Source organism: Celerinatantimonas sediminis (genome assembly GCF_046054195.1).
Classification (GTDB): Bacteria; Pseudomonadota; Gammaproteobacteria; order Enterobacterales; family Celerinatantimonadaceae; genus Celerinatantimonas.
Genome location: NZ_JBEQCS010000004.1, coordinates 62500 through 83210 on the forward strand (window position 1 = coordinate 62500; position 20711 = coordinate 83210).

Sequence of the window (20711 nt, forward strand, 5' to 3'; positions counted from 1 at the left end):
AAATTGCCTTCCTATACTCCCACTAATTAAGTAGACAAATAGTGGGGAACAATCTTGGATTATTCTCAATATAAGAAGCGTCTAGACGATATGATGGCGACAGCTAAGCAGGCGCTTGTGACAACATTGTTACAATCAAAGGAACAAAAATGGCAACAGGAAGCCGACAAATTGCAACATTTGTCGCCATCTGATTTTGTCGATTATGCATGTACGCTCGCAGATCCGCGGATTGAACCTTTACTGAGTGAATTACGCCGAATTGATGCCGCATTATGCCAATATGACATCGGCTTATACGGTATTTGCAGTGATTGTGAAGAAGAGATTGAGCTGGAACGACTTGATGCAGACCCTTGCGTTCAGCGCTGTGGGAAATGTGAAGCAAAACGCCGGGCTAAAAAACGGCAAGACCTCTTTGCTTTGTGATAAAGATGGCCGCTTATAAGCTGTGTTAAACTTTTAAGCGGCACATCGATTTTAAAAAGACTGCCGCCCTATAAACGAGTGCGATAGTGTTGTGCCATCAACATGGTCTAACTCGCCTCCGATCGGAACCCCGTGAGCAATCCGAGATACCTTAATGTTTTGCGCTTTAGCCAAGTCAGCAATGTAATAAGCTGTAGCCTCGCCTTCAACCGTTGGATTGGTTGCTAAAATTAATTCCTGAATAGGTTCTTGGTGCAAGCGTTGTTCAAGTAAGTCCAAACCAATCTCTTTAGGGCCAATGCCATCAAGCGGTGATAGATGCCCCATCAAAACAAAATAGAGCCCACTATACTGGGCAGTTTGTTCAATTGCTGCGACATCAGCCGGACTTTCAACGACACATAATAGACCACTATTATGGCGCTTGGGCGATTGGCAAATGGGGCATAACTGCCCCTCTTCTGAGAAATTGCGACATGAGCTGCAATGGCCAACATGCTCAACGGCATTTGCTAATGCATCCGCCAATTTCTGGGCCTGCGGTCGTTTACTTTCTAATAAAGTAAACGCCATTCGCTGAGCACTACGCGGGCCAACGCCAGGCAAAACTTGTAATGCCTGAATTAATTCATCAAGACTTGGCGTATATTTCATAAATTTCCGATTAGACGATCAACTGATAATGCTCGTTTAAGCAATCTAGGATTTCCTGACGAGGATTATCTGACAGCTCAACCGCTTTGCCGGTAATCGTTTGAGCAATTGCACGATAGGTATCAGACAAACCCATCATCGCAGAGACTGGCAGAGCATTATCTCGAGCAAGAGCAAATCGTTCACTCATACGGTTTTTATTCAATAGAATATCCGGATCAGGGAAGTGATTGAGCAACATCTGCCGAAATCCTTCTTTTGAATTTTCAATAATTTCGCCTTTGCGATAAGCAGGACCATCCCAAATACGTGATGAATCCGGAGTACCAACTTCATCCATATAGATTAACTGCTCATTGCCTTGCATATCTTTGACATAGCCAAATTCAAATTTGGTATCGACAAAGATTTGGTCGTGTTTTGCTAATTCCTGACTGATTGTTTCAAAACCATCTTTGAGTAATTTTTCATACCAATCGACATCTTGACTCTGACGAAAACCAAAGGCTTGATAATTATTAATCAAATCAGAGCGAGAAACATTCACGTCATCAGCTTCTTGAACACCAGGGATCCCTTCTAGAATACCTTTGGTCGATGGCGTAATTAACAGCTCCGGCAATTTCTGATTTTGTTTAAGCCCTTCAGGCAAGGTGATCCCACAAAATTCACGCTCCCCTTGCTGATAAGCTCGCCACATTGACCCCGTAATATACTGACGAGCAATGGCCTCAACCATCACTGGACGCGCCTTTTGTACAATCCAAACTAACGGATGGGGAATATCAAGAATATGGCTCTGCGCTAACCCTTGACGTTTGAACTGCTCAAACCAATAGTTTGAGATAGCATTCAATGAAGCCCCTTTACCCGGAACACCTTGCATTCCCCCCTCGCCGTGCCAGATACAGTCAAATGCCGAAATTCGGTCACTAATGACCATCACAGCTAATGGTGTATCAGCTGCAACCGGGTAGTTTTTCTGCTCAATTAAACGGCGGCTATCGGCCTCAGTTAACCAATAAACAGAGCGCACTTTTCCACTATGCACCGGCAATGCCGTACGGATTGGCAAGTCATTGTTAACAGCCATTACCTGATCAGCAACATTCATGGGGGTATGATCCTATCGTCAATATCAAAGAGATGTGAAAATATGGGTAACGATTGTATCAAACCTCGCTATTGATGCTAGCGATATCGACTTATAGCGACTTAGATATTGAGCCGATGAGCGGTTTCAGGCGCAATTTAATGACACCCGCTAAGAAATTAAACAATTCAAAGAAAAAGCCTTATTGAATTATTCAATAAGGCTCTAATTATAAGTAAAAAACTAGCGTTTAAAATTACCGGCTGCAAAGGATAAGCTCAGTTAAATTCAATTGATCTGACAGACAATTTAAAATTTTCAAGATGATGAACATACTGCGTGCTCTCATACATAGCCCGGGTGAAAGTTTCAGCATCAACCGAGACAGAAATACGAACACCATATTTGTCTTGGCGGGGGTTCGATTGCTGACAGCCACGCTTTTCTAACTCGTTTTCAAGAGACTGTAATTCGTTGTGAGTTGCTTGTCGAAGACCTGACAAAATCAGGTCAAACTGGAAAGTTTTCATTCGTTTATATCGATCCATTTTTAAGCCCGATGTCATAGCTATTTCATCACTTTATGCAAATTTTTGAATGATTCGTTATCTTACGATAGCTACAACAGAATCAATATAACATTTGTTAAAACAACCCATTTTCCATAAAAAAATCTAACAAATGCTCATTGAACAACACTAAAATGCTAATGCAAATCATCGGAATATTAATTTTCATCTATTATGACGATCCAAGCTAAATTCACAATAGTACTTTTGTATGAAAATCAGCAGGTTTGAACTAATCTTGCAAAAAACATGAGATATCACCATGTTTTCTTCCCCAAACTAAAGCCTCATAGCGCGCCCTTTTCGACTAATAGTTTTGTGAGGAATCTGGTAAATGTTGTAAATGGATGCTTCGAGCGAGTCGAATAACAGGGCGAATCAATAATTGGCAACTACCGATGAGAAACAACCAAGTTCCAATATCTTGAATAGTTCCCGAATAAAAAAAGCAGATACTACCGATTATGAACCAAAGGGCCAATAACAGATCGTTGACAATGCTCAACACTTCATAACGCCGATGGATGATTAACTCATCATGGCCAAATTTCACAATAAGATCATTGGAACTTTCGTTTGGCTGCATACAGTACCTCTTTAATAATCAAAAGAGTCCTATGCATATCAAACTTAACAAGGCTTTGTAAATTATCCTTGAATTTTTTTACCTAGCCATTTTGCAATCCAAGGCCCTAATGCCACAACTGCAAACAATCGACTCGTTTGCAGCGCCATAATAAAGGGCACATTGACCGGGTTAGACAAGGCAATAATTGCAACTGTGTTCGCACCGCCAGGACTAGTTGCTAAATAGGCGGATAACAAATCAACATGAAACCAATGGCTCGCAAGTAGCGCTAAACCGGCACATAACACCATCAATAACACATTCATTAGCAATATTTTTGGTAACGCATAGAGCGAGGCTCGAAACGTCTGCCGGTCAAAGCCAACTCCGATCACCCACCCCACAACGAGATAACTAATCGCCAATAAGGACTCAGGCAGAGTAATCGTCAGCCAACCATTCACATGTAAAATGGTGCCTAAGAACATCGGGATCAGCATTGCTCCGGCAGGGATCTTGGCAAATTTAGCAAGAAGCATACTGCCAAAGATGAGTGCCATAGTAAGCGCGAAGCTGCTGATGTTAGGAACCTGCGCCCAATTCTCAAATAGTGAGTGATGCATCGCTCCTTTGGGAACTACCGCGGCCGCGACCAATGAAGACATGATGACAACCAAGAGCACGCGAATATATTGCATAAATGCAACCAAGCGAGCATCCGCGCCATACGCTTTGGCTAAAATTACCATAGCACTCGCGGCTCCTGGTGATGCGCCCCATATAGCTACTTGTGCTGGCATGACTTTGAGCTTGCCCAAGATCCACCCTAATCCCCAACTCAAAACCATCACTGAAGCGACCACTAAGACCACAATCGGCCAGTCTTTTAAGACTTCTTTAACAATTTCGGAAGTTAAACTTTGCGCAATCACACAGCCAACAATCGCTTGGCAAAATTGATACAGAGGACGATTAACATTAAGGCGAATGCCCATTAGCGCAATCACTATTGCCGCAACCATCGGGCCAACCATCCATTCAGCACTTAAACCAACCACCTGCATAAGCCAAGCACATAAAACTGAAAGCCCCACTAACAAAGCCCAGCCCACGGGACGCGGCATACGTGAAAAATAAGCGGAGTTCTTAGAGCGGCTGTGCATAAATGAATCTCTTGGTATTAAAACAAATGGGATTGACTGAAAGTCGATAGAGTTTATCAAAAAAGAGAGATTAATGAGAAAATAATTGAATTATACAATAAAATGTAATTTATCATTGCAGATTAAAATGAGCTCGAATCAAAGTAATGTGGGAGTTTATATGAGCTCAATGATGAAAAGCCCCTTTTCAGGGGCCTCTTTAATTATTACGCAGCGTTAATAACTTCAAGACCATTCATATATGGTCTGAGCACCTCAGGCACAACAACTGAACCATCAGCTTGCTGATAATTTTCCAACACAGCCACTAATGTACGGCCAACGGCCAATCCAGATCCATTCAATGTATGAACTAACTCTGGTTTTTTACTTCCCGCAGGGCGGAACCGAGCTTGCATACGACGCGCCTGGAAATCTTCGCAGTTGCTCACAGATGAAATCTCACGATAGGTATTTTGAGCAGGAACCCAAACTTCCAAGTCGTAAGTTTTCGCGGCTGAAAAACCTAAATCCCCAGTACACAAAGTCACAACTCGATATGGCAGATTGAGTTTTTGCAGAATATGTTCAGCATGTTCGCGCATCTGTTCTAACACTTCGTATGAATGTTCTGGATGAACAACCTGAACCATTTCAACTTTATCGAACTGGTGCTGACGAATCAGGCCCCGTGTATCGCGACCATAAGAACCTGCTTCACTACGAAAACATGGCGTGTGAGCCGTCATTTTAATTGGCAAGTCAGCTTCATCAACAATGGTGTCACGAACCATATTGGTCAGTGGAACCTCTGCCGTTGGAATCAGACTCATGCCAATTCCTTCTTCAGTAGCAGGTTTGGTATTAAACAAATCCTCACCAAATTTCGGTAACTGACTCGTTCCATATAGCGAGTCTGCATTTACCAGATATGGGACATACATCTCGTGATAACCATGCTCAGTTGTCTGAGTGTCCAGCATGAACTGCGCAAGTGCACGATGCAGCCGCGCAATTTTATCTTTCATCACGATAAAACGAGAGCCACTGATTTTAGTCGCAGCCTGAAAATCTAGGCCATTGAGACCTTCACCAATATCAACGTGATCTTTGACTGGAAAATCAAATTCACGCGGGGTTCCCCAACGATGAAGTTCAACATTTTCACTATCATCTTTACCTAAAGGAACACTGTCGTTTGGAATATTAGGAATACTGTAGGCAATATCCTGCAATTGTTGCTGAACATCACTTAAGCAACTTTTGGCCTGATTAAGCTCTTCGCCTAATGAGCCGACTTCATCTAATAACGGCTGAATATCTTCGCCACGAGCTTTGGCCTGTCCAATCGATTTGGAACGGGAGTTACGTTCGCTTTGCAAGTTTTCAGTTTGGACCTGCAGCGACTTGCGTCGTTCTTCTAATTGAGTCACTAATGCGACGTCTAATTTAAAACCGCGGCGCGCTAATTTCTGCGCTGCAGTCTCAATATCACTCCTGAGATATTTAGCATCTAGCATGATAAACCTTATCTTTGTTCCATTAGCCTTATTCAAGGCTCTATCAATTGGTTCTATGAACTTAAAATAGTTAAAGTAGCCACCTTGGCTACACCGCTATTCTATCACTTCTTGGGGTATCGTTGTCGCGGACTTTTCGCATCTAATTCATTAAGATAATCAAGTTTAGCCTGAATTTGTTTTTCCAAGCCTCGATCATGGGGATGATAAAAGTGCAAATCAGCGATTTCTTCGGGCAAATAGCACTCACCTGCTGCATATGCCCCCGGTTCTAAATGAGCATAGCGATATTCCGCGCCATAACCCATCTGTTTCATTAATTCAGTGGGAGCGTTCCGCAAATGAACTGGCACGCCTAGATGTCCATATTCTTTAGCAGCCTGACGAGCAGCTTTAAACGCTTCATAAACCGCATTACTTTTAGGCGCACACGCTAAAAAAACCACCGCTTGAGCAATGGCTCGCTCGCCTTCGGCAGGCCCCACCCGAGTAAAACAGTCCCAAGCATTAATTGCAACCTGCATTGCACGAATATCGGCATTGCCAATATCCTCGGAGGCAATAGCAAGCAATCGCCGGGCAACAATCAGTGGATCGCATCCTGACTCTAAAATTCGGCAAAACCAAAATAGTGCACCATCTGGATTGGAACCACGAATCGATTTATGCAGCGCTGAAAGCAAGTCATAATATTGATCGCCCTGCTTATCGACTTTGGCAAAGTGTTCACCGCAAACCTGAGCCAATAACTCAGCATCAATAACCTGTCCATCGCTGACTAAATCAGTCGCCATTTCCAGAAAATTCAACGCCTGGCGAGCATCGCCTTGCGCAAACTGGGCAAGCTGAGTTAAAACCCCATCATTAAAGCTAAGATGACGCTGTTTAAGCTGGGTATCTTCGCTCAAAGCACGTTTAAGAACCTGCTCGATATCATCATCAGTTAGCTGTTCAAGCACATAAACCCGTGCTCTAGAAAGCAATGCATTGTTTACTTCAAACGATGGGTTTTCGGTGGTCGCACCGATAAAAACGACCGTTCCATCTTCAATGTGGGGTAAAAAGGCATCTTGCTGGCTTTTATTAAATCGGTGAACTTCATCAACAAATAAAATGGTACGACGCCCACTTTGCTGAGTAATTTTGGCATTCTCAATGGCCTGGCGAATTTCTTTCATGCCACTGGTCACGGCCGATATTTTCTCAACATTGGCATCAGCATAACGGGCAATAATTTCTGCGAGAGTCGTTTTACCCGTGCCAGGCGGCCCCCAAAGGATCATTGAATGAAGCTGGCCATTTTTAATCGCCTTATAGAGCGGCTTGGCCGAATCTAAAAGCTGTTTTTGCCCCGCATAAGCATCAAGTGTTTGAGGCCGCATTCGCGCTGCTAAAGGACGAAAATCAGGGGCAAAATCAAATCCTAAATTATCCATATCACTGACGTTGATCGTCGATTTGAGTTCCATCTGGAACTTTAAAACTAAAAGTGCCCGACTGAATATCAGGATTCAGGTTAAAGTGACTCAATTTAAATTCACTGTGCTGACCTTGATTATCAACCACAGTAAATTCACTAATATCACCGGTTTTAGCAAATCGCAGCGAAAATGTAACCTGCTGTGATGAGTCTTTACTGCTTACTGTATACACACCATCGTGTTGCGCAACTTTATACCCTTGCCAGGTTTTTTCTCGTTGATCGGCTAACAAAATAAACGGCGTATGCACAATGGCCTGCGATGTATTATAAATGGTGACTTGCTCAACCATTGGAGAGTAATACCAAATGGTTTTCCCATCCGAGATTATTTCATCATCACCGGGATGAGTTTCTTGCCAGTGCAATTTACCCGGTTTAGCAATCACAAAATGTCCTTTACCCTGATGGATTGTTTTTCCCTCAGGGCTAATCACTGTTTGTGAGAAATCAGCGCCAAAATGGCTAATTTTTTCCAATTTATGGCGCAGATCAGATGCAGGATTTGCCATCACCAAGGGGCTTAACAACAACAAAAATATCGCTGCTAAAATTCGTAACTGTCGCATAATACCTCGTTAGCTTTCTTACTCAGTTCTTACTGGTGGCGGGGCTATCACCTCACGGTTACCGTTGTGCCCAGGAGCACTAACAACCCCCTGAGCCTGCATCTGCTCAACAATTCGCGCAGCACGGTTATAACCAATTTTAAATTTACGCTGAACACCAGAAACTGAACCACGACGCGTTTCAGTAACAAATGCAACGGCCTGATCATAGAGCTCATCGACCTCTTCATCACCTTCGGGTTGTTCACCCGGGAGCAATGCCTCGGGGCCCATATCACCATTTAAAATTTCATCGATATAATCTGGCTGACCACGCAGTTTCCAATCTGAAACAACACGATGCACTTCGTCATCATCGACAAAGGCGCCATGCACTCGCGTCGGAACACTTGTTCCCGGCGGAAGATAAAGCATATCCCCCTGCCCTAGAAGTGTTTCAGCGCCTTGCTGGTCAAGAATGGTGCGTGAGTCGACTTTACTCGAAACCTGAAAGGCAATTCGCGTCGGAATGTTGGCTTTAATCAAGCCAGTTATCACATCAACAGATGGTCGCTGAGTTGCTAAAATCAGGTGTATCCCGGCGGCTCGCGCTTTCTGAGCAATACGCGCAATCAACTCTTCAACTTTTTTACCGACAATCATCATCATGTCAGCAAATTCATCGACCACCACGACAATAGACGGCAATTTTTCAAGTGCTGGTGCTTGCTCGTCCATACTATCGCCAGGTTTCCATAGCGGATCGGCAATCGGTTCTCCGCGGGCAATCGCTTCTTTAACTTTGGCGTTGTAGCCTTTCAAATTACGCACGCCAACCGCTGACATTAATTTATAACGACGTTCCATTTCACCGACGCACCAACGCAGCGCGTTCGCCGCTTCTTTCATATCGGTCACAACTTCACACAATAAGTGCGGGATGCCATCGTATACAGACAATTCCAACATTTTCGGGTCAATCATAATCATTCGAACATCTTCAGGTGTTGATTTATACAACATACTGATGATCATCACATTGACCCCAACGGATTTACCAGAACCCGTTGTCCCAGCCACCAATAAGTGCGGCATCCGAGCTAAATCGACCACCACAGGTTCACCAGAGATATTGCTCCCCAGTACCATGGTCAGTGCTGATTTATTCTTATGAAATGCTGGGCAATTGAGCACTTCACTTAAATAAACAATTTCACGATGCTCATTTGGCAACTCTAACCCAATTACTGACTTACCTGGGATTACTTCAACAACTCGGACACTAATCGCAGACAACGAGCGCGCCAAGTCTTTAGATAAGTTACTAATTTTATTAACTTTAACACCGGGCGCTAAATCAAGTTCAAAACGGGTAATTACAGGGCCTGGATGAACTGCGACAACTTTAGCTTCCACGTTAAAATCAAGTAGCTTCGCTTCCACTAATCTCGCCACTTGATCGAGCTCTTCTTGAGTGACCGGATTAGTTTTCTTATCTGGGCGGTCAAGCAGGCTCATATCTGGCAATGGTGCCAAATCAGTTGGTTTGGGAGCCGGTGCAAAATCAGCTAGTGTTTTTGCATTGGCTGGTGCGACCATTTGTGCTTTAGGAGGCTGAGATACTGGCGCTTGTTCGGTAACTGAAATGTCGCTCTCAACCGCCGCAGATTCATCTTCATCATCTTGGGCAAAATCGTTGGTCACAACTGGAATATCAAAATGGGGCTCTTGGCGATCAGATGAATCATCTTCTAGCCAATCTATTTCATCGGTTTGTGAATCGTTTTCTTGATTAAACTCATCTTCATCATTGCGACGTTTTAACAAGCGTTTAAATGGTGAGACGATTGATTTTTTATGCTCAATGGCAAATTCATCATCATTGGGCTCATCAATTGGTGATGGCGCACTTTCAAATACCAGCTCATCATCAGAGCGATTACCAAATTTATCCTTCACAAACCCAGCAAAGCGCTGCAATAACTCGCCGATTGACTCGACAATGGTGACCCACGAAACGCCAGTAAGAAGCGTTATCCCAATCGCCAGGAGCGCCAACCAAATAATAGTGCTACCTAAACTTCCTAAAGCTTTATCCATAACACCAGAACTTAAATCTCCGATTAATCCACCCGATGAAAAATAATAAAAGTTATTAAAATTAACCGAAGCTAATGCAGTGGCACTAATCACAGCTAAAACACAACCAATCAGTCGCAAGCCTGCGTTAAAAAAAGAAAGCTCTCGAATCGGGACGGGTCGCCAGAATAACAGATAACCTAAACCGGCTAACATCACAGGGACAAGGTAGGCAATCCAGCCAAACAGGAAAAACAGGCCATCCGAGACCATCGCTCCGAATGAACCAGCCGCATTTGCCACATGACCTTGCCATGAGCTTTGCGACCAGCTTGGATCCGCTGGATTAAAACTAAATAGTGCAATCGCACAAACAATCGCTAGTGCGATGAAAATGATGACACCCGCTTCTTGTAAGCGCTGCCAACCATTTAATTTGGAAGAGAACAAAACCGCCAAAAACGACTCTCCTTCATGAGAAAAACATAAGACACTTCTTATTATAAAAATATTTATAATGTTATGGCAGCAAATATAAATAAAAGAGCGGCAATGGCCGCTCTATCGAACAGTAATTAAACCGACTTTTTTACACCTAATGCTTGATCACCAGCCGATTACTCTGTTTTACCTCTTCCATGACGACGTAAGTACGAGTGTCATTTACTCCCGGTAATCTCAGCAAAGTCTCACCAAGCAAGCGACGATAAGCCGACATATCTGCCACACGAGTTTTTAACAAATAGTCGAAATCACCGGAAACTAAATGACATTCCTGGATTTCTTCTAATTGCTGAACAGCGCTGTTAAATTGTTCAAAAACATCCGCTGCGCCCCGGTTTAAAGTAATTTCAACAAAAACCAATAATGATGCATCTAAATATTGAGGGTTTAAAATAGCGGTATAACCACAGATGTATCCCTGCCGTTCGAGACGGCGAACCCTTTCAAGACATGGTGTCGGGCTCAATCCTACCCGTTTAGACAACTCCACATTAGAGATTCTGCCATCCTGTTGCAACTCATTGAGTATGTTGCGATCAATCCGATCTAGTTCCTTCATGCGCTGACCTTGACTTCAAATAATATGTTGTATTGCACGTTTTTTTGTTATTCAACCTCCGGTTCAAATAGCTCAACTCACGATCCTTGTTCATATATGCAGCACATTAGCTAAACTGTTGACGAGTTAGTCCGCAAATAATTTACCTAGAAAATAGGTTCACACACGAAGTAAGCTCAAAGCCCTCTAAGTTACTGTTCAGCCAATATAAAAGCTTTAACTATATCGAGAGGTTGATTGAGACCATTGGTTAGTGGCCAGTAAAACTAAGTTTTACTAACTCCATCAATCTTGCATAAAAACTATATTTTCGCAAGCATAAACGACATTTATCTCTGCAAATTAATCAATTATTGGAAGATCCCATATAAACCGGAGGTTTTTGAGGCGGCAAAACAATAGACCACACTGTAATTTGCAAAAATCGCTCTTTTTATAAGCAATTCATACAAATGATATAAAAATGTTATAACAGAGGTTTCGATCTAGGCAAGCATTCATCTATCATATGGGGAAACAGTCAATAATAATGAGAGTTTATTCTATGAGTGAAACCCAACATAGTCAGGTCATCATTTTAGGCTCCGGCCCTGCTGGCTATACCGCTGCTGTTTATGCAGCCCGGGCCAATCTGAACCCTACTTTAATTACAGGCATCCAACAAGGCGGTCAGCTAACCACAACCACTGAAGTTGAAAACTGGCCCGGTGATCCTGAAGGGTTAACAGGCCCTGCGCTGATGGAGCGCATGAAAGCACATGCTGAGAAGTTTGAAACGAACATTGTGTTCGATCACATCAACCGTGTCGATTTAACTACTCGTCCCTTGATGTTGTTTGGCGATAGTGGTCAATATAGCTGTGACTCGCTCATTGTCGCCACAGGTGCTTCTGCTAAATATCTGGGCCTGCCTTCAGAGGAAGCATTTAAAGGTAAAGGGATATCAGCCTGCGCCACTTGTGATGGCTTTTTCTATCGCAATCAAAAAGTAGTTGTGGTCGGTGGTGGTAATACCGCCGTTGAAGAAGCGTTGTATCTATCAAATATCGCATCAGAGGTACACGTCATTCATCGCCGTGAAAAATTCCGCTGTGAAAAAATTCTACTGGACCGAATGATGGACAAAGTAGAAAACGGCAATATGACGCTGCACCTGAATAAAACGCTTGATGAAGTGTTAGGCGATGAGATGGGCGTCACTGGCGTAAAACTCAAAGATACTCAAACAGGTGAGCTTTCTCAGTTAGACGTCATGGGGGCATTCATTGCAATTGGCCATCAACCTAATACCAGTATTTTTGAAGGTCAGTTGGAGATGAACAACGGCTACATTAAAATCGCCTCTGGAACTCAGGGTAACGCCACCGCAACCAGTGTACCTGGCGTCTTTGCCGCTGGGGATGTTGCTGATCATATCTATCGTCAGGCGATAACATCAGCAGGCGCAGGATGTATGGCAGCTCTTGATGCTGAACGCTATCTTGATAGCCTGAAATAATTCTTTGACCAATCAGCTTGCTGGCTGATTGGTCAATTTGCTTTCAGTTAATAGTCAGTATCGACCCGAACCCCTTCTTTAAAATAAAGAATTCGTACCGATTGCCCTTTATGAAATTGCATGCTTGGGTCATAGTCTTGCACAACATCAATTAACTTTTGAGTATCATTGTCGCGAATCAGCAGCTCAACCAAATGATACTGGACTGATTGATCCTCTGGCCCTTGAGCTTGCTGCGCAATTGCGCCACCTGCAGCGGCGCCAACACCAGTTGCCACCACTCTGCCCCATCCCTTGCCAAATTGATTTCCTAAGACACCACCAACGACACCCCCCAATAGCGTCTTCCAAGGATTATGTTGAACATGCCTTGCTTGAGTAGGATTAAAATAGCGAACCGATGTCACCTCACCAAAAACAACTTGCTCAACGGGCCGGGCAACGTTACGGTGATAATTAGCCCACACCGGAGTGGTGGTCAGTAAAACAACAGAGAATAAAACCCAAGAACGAAAGCGTATATTCATAACTTGCCTATACCTTAAGATGACTCATCATTAGTTAGGAGTTTAAGAGAAATACAATGCAATTGCATGTGTTAGCCGATGAACTTTGGTTTCCAGACATTGAACAGGCACTTGATGATCCAGACGGACTGCTAGCCATTGGTGGAGATTTAAGCCCACAAAGACTTATTTATGCTTATCGACACGCCATCTTTCCTTGGTTTGATGAGCGCCAACCCATTTTATGGTGGTCTCCCGGTACCCGCGCAATTCTTGCTCCTAAGGAAGTGCATATCAGTAAGAGCATGAAAAAGTGGCTCAAAAAAACGCCATTTAAAGTAAGCGTGAATCTTGCCTTTGCAAAAGTGATAGATGGCTGCGCCGATCGCGCACAAGAAGGAACATGGATTACTGATCAGATGAGAAGCGCGTATATTATGCTTCATCAGCAAGGTCATGCTCACTCCATCGAGGTTTGGGATGGCGAGCAACTAGTAGGTGGCCTTTATGGGGTAAATATTGGACAGTTCTATTGTGGCGAATCGATGTTTCACCGAGCGACCAATGCCTCAAAAATGGCATTTATTTATTTAGCACATCTTTTTGGCCAATATGGCGGTCAATTTATTGATGCGCAAATGCCCACTGACCATCTGCAATCACTAGGCGTCAAAAGTTGCTCGCGAGCTGAGTTTTATAACTATCTGCAGCAATATCGAGATCAACCACTGCGCTCAGGATGTTGGGAGCCTCGTTATCTATGAGCATATCGTTAACCACGGGTATTACTCCTGAACATGATTGCCCATACCTTAGCACACAACGGGCTCGTGAATTAGTAGTCTTTAGCGCTAAAGACTCGAATCTGCCCTACCAACAGCTTATTGAACAGGGCTTTAGACGCAGCGGTAACGAAGTCTACCGCCCACATTGCATTGAATGTCAGCAATGCCAATCGCTAAAAGTTGACGTTCAAAACTTTACGCCGACTCGCTCGCAAAAGCGGGTTCTAAAGCGCAATCAAGATTTGTCTTTTCGCTGGGCAGACCAACTCAGTCTTAAACAGTTTGATTTATATAAGCGTTATTTAAATTGTCGCCATAATGATGGTGAAATGACCCACCATAACTTTAACGACTATCGGGACTTTATTCATAGCCATTGGCAGACAACTCGCTTTTTAGAGACCTACCTGCAAGATGAATTAGTTGCCGTCGCAATCACCGATTGGCTAGAACTGGGTCTAAGTGCTGTCTACAGCTTTTTTGCGCCTGAACTTGAAAAACGCTCGGTGGGTCGCTGGCTAATTCTTACCCAAATTCAACAAGCCAGAGAAAATCAAAAACAATGGCTCTATTTAGGCTACCAAATAGACAGTTGTCAGAAGATGAATTACAAACAGCATTTTCATCCTCATCAACGCTTTATATATGGCCAATGGCTGGGCGAATATAACGAATAAACTTTACACAAGGCCTTTATTCTGGCATTCTTGCGGCGTTTAGTTTTGGAGTATACTCACTGAGGAATCATGGCGAAAGAAGACAACATTGAAATGCAAGGCACAGTTCTCGATACATTACCAAACACAATGTTTCGCGTTGAACTGGAAAACGGTCATGTGGTCACTGCTCACATCTCCGGTAAAATGCGTAAAAACTATATCCGCATTTTAACAGGCGATAAAGTGACTGTTCAGCTGACACCTTATGATCTGTCTAAAGGACGTATTGTATTCCGTGCCCGCTAAGTCACTGTTTCGCTATGTAAAAAAACCAGCTCAATCGCTGGTTTTTTTATTTTAAGTTATCCGCTAACAAGCGATTAAACTTGCTCTGCTGCAACCCGATTATAAGCAAAGGTCAATGCATCCGTGTCATTATCGACAGAGACATCTACATGCCCACCTTTGTTTAGTTCACCAAACAAAATCTCATTGGCTAATGGTTTGCGCAACTGCTCGCGGATCACTCGAGCCATTGGACGTGCGCCCATCATTGGGTCATAGCCTTTAATCGCCAACCATGCGCGTGCATCTTTATCCACTTCAAGAGAGACGCCATTAGCATCCAACTGCGCTTGCAATTCGACGATAAATTTATCGACAACGCGATCAATAATCGATTCATCCAGTGCATTGAACCAGATAATGCTATCTAAACGGTTTCTAAACTCTGGCGAGAAAATTTTATTGATCTCATCCATCGCATCATAGCTGTGATCTTGCTGTTTAAAGCCAATTGAGCTGCGCTGCGTTTCTTTTACGCCTGCGTTACTGGTCATTACCAGTATCACATTACGAAAATCAGCATGTCGGCCATTGTTATCGGTCAAAGTACCGTGGTCCATCACCTGTAGTAACAGATTAAAGACATCTTCGTGGGCTTTTTCGATTTCATCGAGCAATACCACACAATGCGGATGTTTCATCACAGCATCGGTTAATAACCCACCTTGATCGTAACCAACATACCCTGGAGGCGCACCAATTAAGCGTGATACCGTGTGACGCTCCATGTATTCGGACATATCAAAGCGCACCAGCTCAACCCCCATTGCCTTGGCAAGCTGTTGTGTCACTTCGGTTTTACCAACACCAGTTGGGCCTGCGAACAAGAATGAGCCCACAGGTTTGCCTTCAACTCCTAAGCCGGAACGATTCAAACGAATCGCATCAACTAAGACATCGATTGCTCGGTCTTGACCGAACACCATCATTTTCAGAGTTTCACCAAGGGTTTTGAGAACCTCTCTATCGGTGGAAGAAACTTTTTGTTCTGGAATTCGAGCAATCTTGGCAACAATTGCTTCGATATCAGAAACGCCAATCGTTTTTTTCCGCCGACTAACAGGTAACATCCGCATATTAGCGCCCGCTTCATCAATCACATCAATCGCTTTATCTGGCAGATGACGTTCATTGATGTATTTGGCGGCAAGTTCGGCTGCAGTACGAATCGCTTTATTGGTATAACGCACATCATGATGGGCTTCGTAACGGCTTTTTAGCCCCATCAAAATTTTTGTTGTGTCATCAACGCTAGGCTCAACAATATCAATTTTTTGGAAGCGCCGAGCAAGCGCGCGGTCTTTCTCAAAAATCTGATTGTATTCTTGATAAGTGGTCGAGCCCATGCAACGCAACATGCCATTGCTGAGCAGCGGTTTAATCAAGTTGGCAGCATCTAACTGACCACCAGAAGCCGCACCAGCACCAATAATGGTGTGAATTTCATCGATAAATAAAATTGCGTTTTCAGCACCGGACAACTGTTTAAGCAATGCTTTAAAACGTTTTTCAAAATCGCCGCGATATTTTGTTCCAGCCAACAAGGAGCCCATATCTAGCGAGTAGATAGTCGCGTCTTTGATAACTTCAGGAACATCGTCATGAACGATTCGATAAGCAAGCCCTTCGGCAATAGCAGTTTTACCGACACCCGCTTCACCGACCAACAGAGGATTGTTTTTGCGACGACGGCATAAGACCTGAATCGTTCTAGATAACTCACTATCACGACCAATCAGTGGGTCAATTTTACCATTGAGCACCTGTTGGTTCAGGTTCGTGGCAAAATTCTCTAACTGTTTTTGTTCTTCAGAAACGCTTTCGCCTTCTTCGGCTGCGCCCCCTAATCCATCATCATCACCATCGACTTTACGTACGCCATGAGAGATATAATTAACGACATCAAGCCGGTTGATGTCTGACTTTTTCAAAAAGTAGACCGCTTGGCTTTCCTGTTCACTAAAAATTGCCACCAGAACGTTAGCTCCAGTAACCTCATGATTCCCCGATGATTGAACATGGAATACAGCTCGTTGCAATACCCTTTGGAATCCCAACGTAGGCTGAGTTTCACGATCACTGTCGTTAGATGGAATAACGGGTGTCGTTTGCTCAATAAAACTATTTAAGTCTTCTCTGAGTTGGTTAACATTCGCCCCACATGCTTCTAATGCTTCTTTGGCAGAACCATTATCTAGCAAAGCGCACAACAGATGCTCAACCGTCATGAATTCATGATTTCTCAGGCGAGCTTCTTTAAACGCCTTATTTAGAGTGACCTCGAGTTCTTTATTTAACATAGCTGACTCCTGCAAAACGGCCCTACATCATTGATTAAATCAGGCTTTCTCCATTGTACATAGCAGAGGGTGCTCAAATTCTTTTGCGTATTGATTCACCTGAACAACCTTTGCTTCGGCAACTTCCGCTGTGAATACCCCACAAATGCCTTTACCCCGATAATGAACCGTTAACATCACTTGTGTTGCCTTTTCTAGGTCCATATTAAAAAATCGCTGCAAAACCTCAACCACAAACTCCATAGGTGTATAGTCATCATTATTCAACACCACTTTATATAGAGATGGGGGCTCAAGTTCTGTTTTTCTATCTGTCTGGATTAATTCTTCAAAATCAGTCCAGCTCGGCTGATTACCCATATCTCAAACTATAGCCTCAATGAAATATATCTACCACATTAACGACTTTAAAATGACAACACCAGCAGAATTGAAAATTGCTTCTTGACTGCTGGCACTTTTTTACTAGATTGTAAAATTGCCATAGCAAATCATGTCTATATTTTAAGTTGTTCTAGATATGATGGTGGTTCATTGGTAAAAACACAAGTAAATAGGGATATGTCGTATGCCAACCGGAACAGTAAAATGGTTTAACAATGCCAAAGGATTTGGGTTCATTTGCCCTGATCAGGGGGGCGAAGATATCTTCGCTCATTACTCAACCATCCAGATGGAGGGGTATCGGACCCTTAAAGCCGGTCAGCACGTTCAATTTGAAATGCAAAAAGGCCCGAAAGGTAACCACGCGACGAGCATCGTTTTTGACGATAACTCAAAATAATTGAACGTATTACGTCGCTGATAGCTAAAGCGGACCTTTTAATATAATAATAGGTCCGCTTTTCATTTGTCCTCTAATACACCCGCTCTTAAGAGCTGCTTTGCACTCTCTTTGTCTAAAATATCTTGGTGGCTGTTTTTACCCATAATCCTGTATCATAACCGCATATTTTATGACGCATTTTTGCTATCATTAACCCATGAATAAAACGACTTTATCTGTGCATAAAAAACGTCCGCACCAAGAACGTCACCGCACTAAACCTATTACAACACAAGCATCAACCCGTGTTGTCATGCTCAATAAACCTTTCATGGTGCTTTGCCAATTCTCAGACAACGAAGGACGAGAAACACTCGCTGATTATATTAGTATTCCTGATATTTACGCGGCCGGACGCCTTGATCGCGACAGCGAAGGGTTATTAATCCTAACCAATAATGGCCAGCTAATTCACCAATTAGCCAATCCTAAACAAAAGATGGCAAAAACCTATTGGGCGCAAGTTGAAGGGGAGCCTGATGAACAGGCACTTAAACAGCTTCGCGATGGAGTTGAGCTTAAAGACGGCAAAACTCGCCCAGCGAAGGCTAAAATCATCGATGAACCTAAACTTTGGCCGCGTAACCCACCGATTCGCTATCGCGCCAATATCGCCACAACTTGGATAGAACTTGTTATTAAAGAAGGCAAAAACCGCCAAGTTAGAAGAATGACGGCGGCAATCGGTCATCCCACATTGCGTTTAATTCGCGCATCAATTGGGCCTTGGCATTTGGACCAACTTGAACCGGGGCAAAGCGCTGATATCAGCAATGATCCAAATATTGCTAAACTAATAAAACAGTCGCCTAAAGCACCAACAAAACGCCGTAAAAAGACCCCTTTATAGTGATCGCCCTAGCCTCATCTGCTAGAATAGCGAGCAAATTTTTAGTATCGAGTTAGCATGAGCACAAATAGCAGTAAAAAAGTAATTGTCGGCATGTCCGGCGGTGTCGATTCATCCGTTTCAGCTTACCTGTTACGTGAACAAGGCTATCAAGTTGAAGGCTTGTTTATGAAGAACTGGGAAGAAGATGATGGGACCGATTACTGTTCTGCCGCCAGTGATTTAGCCGATGCTCAGGCCGTTTGTGACAAACTCGCAATACCATTGCACACGGTCAACTTTGCCGCAGAATACTGGGATAACGTCTTTGAGCATTTCTTAGCTGAATATCAGGCAGGACGCACGCCAAACCCAGATATTATGTGTAATAAAGAAATTAAATTTAAAGCATTTCTAGAATTTGCGGCCGAAGAACTCGGTGCCGATTACATCGCAACAGGTCATTATGTTCGTAATGGTTTAATCGATGGCCATTGGAAAATGTTGCGCGGTTTAGATTCGAACAAAGATCAAAGCTATTTCTTGTACACATTAAGTGAACAACATATGGCCCAAACGCTCTTCCCTGTCGGTGAGCTAGAAAAGCCACAAGTGCGCAAAATTGCCGAAGAGCAAGGTTTGGTGACCGCAGATAAAAAAGATTCCACTGGGATCTGTTTTATTGGTGAGCGCAAGTTTACCGAATTTTTACAGCGTTACCTGCCGGCCCGTCCTGGCAAGATTGAAACCGCTGAAGGTGAAGTCATCGGTGAGCACCAAGGGTTGATGTATCACACCTTGGGGCAACGTAAAGGACTCCATATCGGTGGACGTAAAGATGCCAACGAAGAACCTTGGTACGTAGTTGATAAAGACGTTGAACGTAATGTGTTAATTGTCGGTCAAGGCCACGATCATCCCCGACTGCGTTCGATGGCGATGCAGGTCAAACAGCTGCACTGGGTTAATCGCCAAACTCGCAAAGAACCATTTCGCGCGGTTGTTAAAACGCGGTATCGTCAGCAGGATATCCCGTGCAAAATTGTCCCCGTTGATGATGACACATTGCTGGTTGAATTTGATAGCTATCAAATAGCAGTCACACCCGGCCAATCGGCAGTATTTTATGACAATGAAGAATGTCTTGGTGGCGGCATTATTGAGATTCGTTACGCCCAGAGGCAGCTATGACTCATACATTAGAAGAACAAGTAATTGGATTCGCTGGGATTTGTCAGGCTTGTCGAATTGTTCAGCAAATTGCTCGCGGGCAGTCCGTTGCGCAAGACTGTTTAGAAGCGTCACTAAACAGTATATTACAGACCGATCCGCCCACCACAGAATCAGTTTATGGTTCTTTAAACGGTTTAAAAGTCGGCTTGGATACCATGAAAGCTCAAATGGGACATCGCAATGAGCTGCGCGACCCAGAAGTCACTCGTTATATTGTCGGTCTTCTGGCATTAGCCAAGCGGCTCAATAAACGCGCTGATATGCAGGCGATGCTCGCTGAGCGTATTTCTCAAGTGAAACGCCAACTTAACCATTTTGCCATCACTGATGAACAAATTCAGGCCAGCTTAGCGGCCATTTACAGTGATATAATTAGTCCGCTAGGAAGCCGTATTCAGGTAACTGGCGATCGCCGTTTACTGCAGCAGCCTGCTAATCAGAATCGTGTTCGTGCGACCCTTCTTGCTGGGATCCGCGCGGCGATACTCTGGCAGCAGGTCGGAGGTAAACGACTACAGCTGATCTTCCAACGAAGTAAGCTACTCACCCAGGTAGAGCAATGTCTATCGACACTCTAGAAAAAAT

The 20711-nt window shown here is 43.6% G+C and carries 22 protein-coding genes; 9 read left to right on the forward strand and 13 right to left on the reverse strand.

Annotated features, from left to right (window positions below; translation table 11 throughout):
• Positions 1-54: 54 nt before the first annotated feature.
• The gene (locus ABTQ23_RS06625) at positions 55-429 is read left to right on the forward strand and encodes a conjugal transfer protein TraR (protein WP_408614884.1); all 375 of its coding nucleotides are present in this window, start codon (positions 55-57) and stop codon (positions 427-429) included.
• A 51-nt stretch (positions 430-480) separates the two neighbouring features.
• Here the strand turns inward: ABTQ23_RS06625 and recR are convergent, their stop codons facing one another.
• The 10 genes from recR to lrp form a co-directional block, all read right to left on the reverse strand.
• On the reverse strand, positions 481-1083 hold the full coding sequence (recR, locus tag ABTQ23_RS06630; protein ID WP_408614885.1) for a recombination mediator RecR: 603 nt from the start codon (positions 1081-1083) through the stop codon (positions 481-483).
• Between the two features lie 10 nt (positions 1084-1093).
• Positions 1094-2197, reverse strand: a complete 1104-nt coding sequence (locus ABTQ23_RS06635; RefSeq protein WP_408614886.1) for a phosphoribosylaminoimidazolesuccinocarboxamide synthase — start codon at positions 2195-2197, stop codon at positions 1094-1096.
• A gap of 257 nt (positions 2198-2454) precedes the next feature.
• Positions 2455-2724 (reverse strand): hypothetical protein, encoded by a 270-nt coding sequence (locus ABTQ23_RS06640; protein WP_408614887.1) that lies wholly within the window; start codon positions 2722-2724, stop codon positions 2455-2457.
• 328 nt (positions 2725-3052) lie between these two features.
• Positions 3053-3331, reverse strand: coding sequence for a YrhK family protein (locus tag ABTQ23_RS06645; protein ID WP_408614888.1), 279 nt, complete (start codon positions 3329-3331; stop codon positions 3053-3055).
• 62 nt (positions 3332-3393) lie between these two features.
• On the reverse strand, positions 3394-4476 hold the full coding sequence (locus ABTQ23_RS06650) for an AbrB family transcriptional regulator (RefSeq protein WP_408614889.1): 1083 nt from the start codon (positions 4474-4476) through the stop codon (positions 3394-3396).
• 206 nt (positions 4477-4682) lie between these two features.
• Positions 4683-5975, reverse strand: a complete 1293-nt coding sequence (serS, locus tag ABTQ23_RS06655; RefSeq protein WP_408614890.1) for a serine--tRNA ligase — start codon at positions 5973-5975, stop codon at positions 4683-4685.
• A gap of 104 nt (positions 5976-6079) precedes the next feature.
• Positions 6080-7411 carry a replication-associated recombination protein A gene (locus ABTQ23_RS06660; protein ID WP_408615042.1) on the reverse strand — a complete coding sequence of 444 codons (1332 nt, stop codon included), beginning with the start codon at positions 7409-7411 and terminating at the stop codon, positions 6080-6082.
• Between the two features lies 1 nt (position 7412).
• Positions 7413-8024, reverse strand: a complete 612-nt coding sequence (lolA, locus tag ABTQ23_RS06665) for an outer membrane lipoprotein periplasmic chaperone LolA (protein WP_408614891.1) — start codon at positions 8022-8024, stop codon at positions 7413-7415.
• Positions 8025-8042: 18 nt separating this feature from the next.
• On the reverse strand, positions 8043-10541 hold the full coding sequence (locus ABTQ23_RS06670) for a DNA translocase FtsK (protein WP_408614892.1): 2499 nt from the start codon (positions 10539-10541) through the stop codon (positions 8043-8045).
• A 136-nt stretch (positions 10542-10677) separates the two neighbouring features.
• Complete coding sequence (gene lrp / locus ABTQ23_RS06675; protein WP_131914207.1) at positions 10678-11145, reverse strand: leucine-responsive transcriptional regulator Lrp; 468 nt, start codon at positions 11143-11145, stop codon at positions 10678-10680.
• A 544-nt stretch (positions 11146-11689) separates the two neighbouring features.
• Here lrp and trxB point away from each other — a divergent pair.
• A complete protein-coding gene (gene trxB / locus ABTQ23_RS06680; protein WP_408614893.1) occupies positions 11690-12643 on the forward strand; it encodes a thioredoxin-disulfide reductase in 954 nt (317 codons plus the stop codon).
• A gap of 47 nt (positions 12644-12690) precedes the next feature.
• Here trxB and ABTQ23_RS06685 read toward each other — a convergent pair whose 3' ends face one another.
• Positions 12691-13170 (reverse strand): glycine zipper 2TM domain-containing protein, encoded by a 480-nt coding sequence (locus ABTQ23_RS06685; RefSeq protein WP_408614894.1) that lies wholly within the window; start codon positions 13168-13170, stop codon positions 12691-12693.
• A gap of 56 nt (positions 13171-13226) precedes the next feature.
• Here ABTQ23_RS06685 and aat point away from each other — a divergent pair, with 56 nt between their 5' ends.
• The 3 genes from aat to infA all read left to right on the forward strand — a co-directional run bounded on the left by aat (position 13227) and on the right by infA (position 14899).
• Positions 13227-13913 (forward strand): leucyl/phenylalanyl-tRNA--protein transferase, encoded by a 687-nt coding sequence (aat, locus tag ABTQ23_RS06690; protein WP_408614895.1) that lies wholly within the window; start codon positions 13227-13229, stop codon positions 13911-13913.
• The gene (locus ABTQ23_RS06695) at positions 13910-14611 is read left to right on the forward strand and encodes an arginyltransferase (protein ID WP_408614896.1); all 702 of its coding nucleotides are present in this window, start codon (positions 13910-13912) and stop codon (positions 14609-14611) included. Before aat ends, ABTQ23_RS06695 begins: the two co-directional genes overlap by 4 nt.
• A 69-nt stretch (positions 14612-14680) precedes the next feature.
• Positions 14681-14899 carry a translation initiation factor IF-1 gene (gene infA / locus ABTQ23_RS06700; protein ID WP_016401030.1) on the forward strand — a complete coding sequence of 73 codons (219 nt, stop codon included), beginning with the start codon at positions 14681-14683 and terminating at the stop codon, positions 14897-14899.
• 74 nt (positions 14900-14973) lie between these two features.
• On the opposite strand, the gene clpA is transcribed toward infA, so the two are convergent.
• Entirely contained in the window at positions 14974-17238 is a 2265-nt protein-coding gene (clpA, locus tag ABTQ23_RS06705; RefSeq protein ID WP_408614897.1) for an ATP-dependent Clp protease ATP-binding subunit ClpA, read from the reverse strand.
• A gap of 39 nt (positions 17239-17277) precedes the next feature.
• Positions 17278-17598, reverse strand: coding sequence for an ATP-dependent Clp protease adapter ClpS (clpS, locus tag ABTQ23_RS06710; RefSeq protein WP_408614898.1), 321 nt, complete (start codon positions 17596-17598; stop codon positions 17278-17280).
• A 208-nt stretch (positions 17599-17806) separates the two neighbouring features.
• Here clpS and cspD point away from each other — a divergent pair, with 208 nt between their 5' ends.
• From cspD to hflD, 4 genes are all read left to right on the forward strand, one after another.
• The gene (gene cspD, locus ABTQ23_RS06715; protein WP_408614899.1) at positions 17807-18022 is read left to right on the forward strand and encodes a cold shock domain-containing protein CspD; all 216 of its coding nucleotides are present in this window, start codon (positions 17807-17809) and stop codon (positions 18020-18022) included.
• A gap of 199 nt (positions 18023-18221) precedes the next feature.
• The gene (locus tag ABTQ23_RS06720) at positions 18222-18914 is read left to right on the forward strand and encodes a pseudouridine synthase (protein WP_408614900.1); all 693 of its coding nucleotides are present in this window, start codon (positions 18222-18224) and stop codon (positions 18912-18914) included.
• Between the two features lie 57 nt (positions 18915-18971).
• Positions 18972-20084, forward strand: a complete 1113-nt coding sequence (gene mnmA / locus ABTQ23_RS06725) for a tRNA 2-thiouridine(34) synthase MnmA (protein WP_408614901.1) — start codon at positions 18972-18974, stop codon at positions 20082-20084.
• Positions 20081-20704 carry a high frequency lysogenization protein HflD gene (gene hflD / locus ABTQ23_RS06730; protein WP_408614902.1) on the forward strand — a complete coding sequence of 208 codons (624 nt, stop codon included), beginning with the start codon at positions 20081-20083 and terminating at the stop codon, positions 20702-20704. Before mnmA ends, hflD begins: the two co-directional genes overlap by 4 nt.
• Positions 20705-20711: the final 7 nt, after the last annotated feature.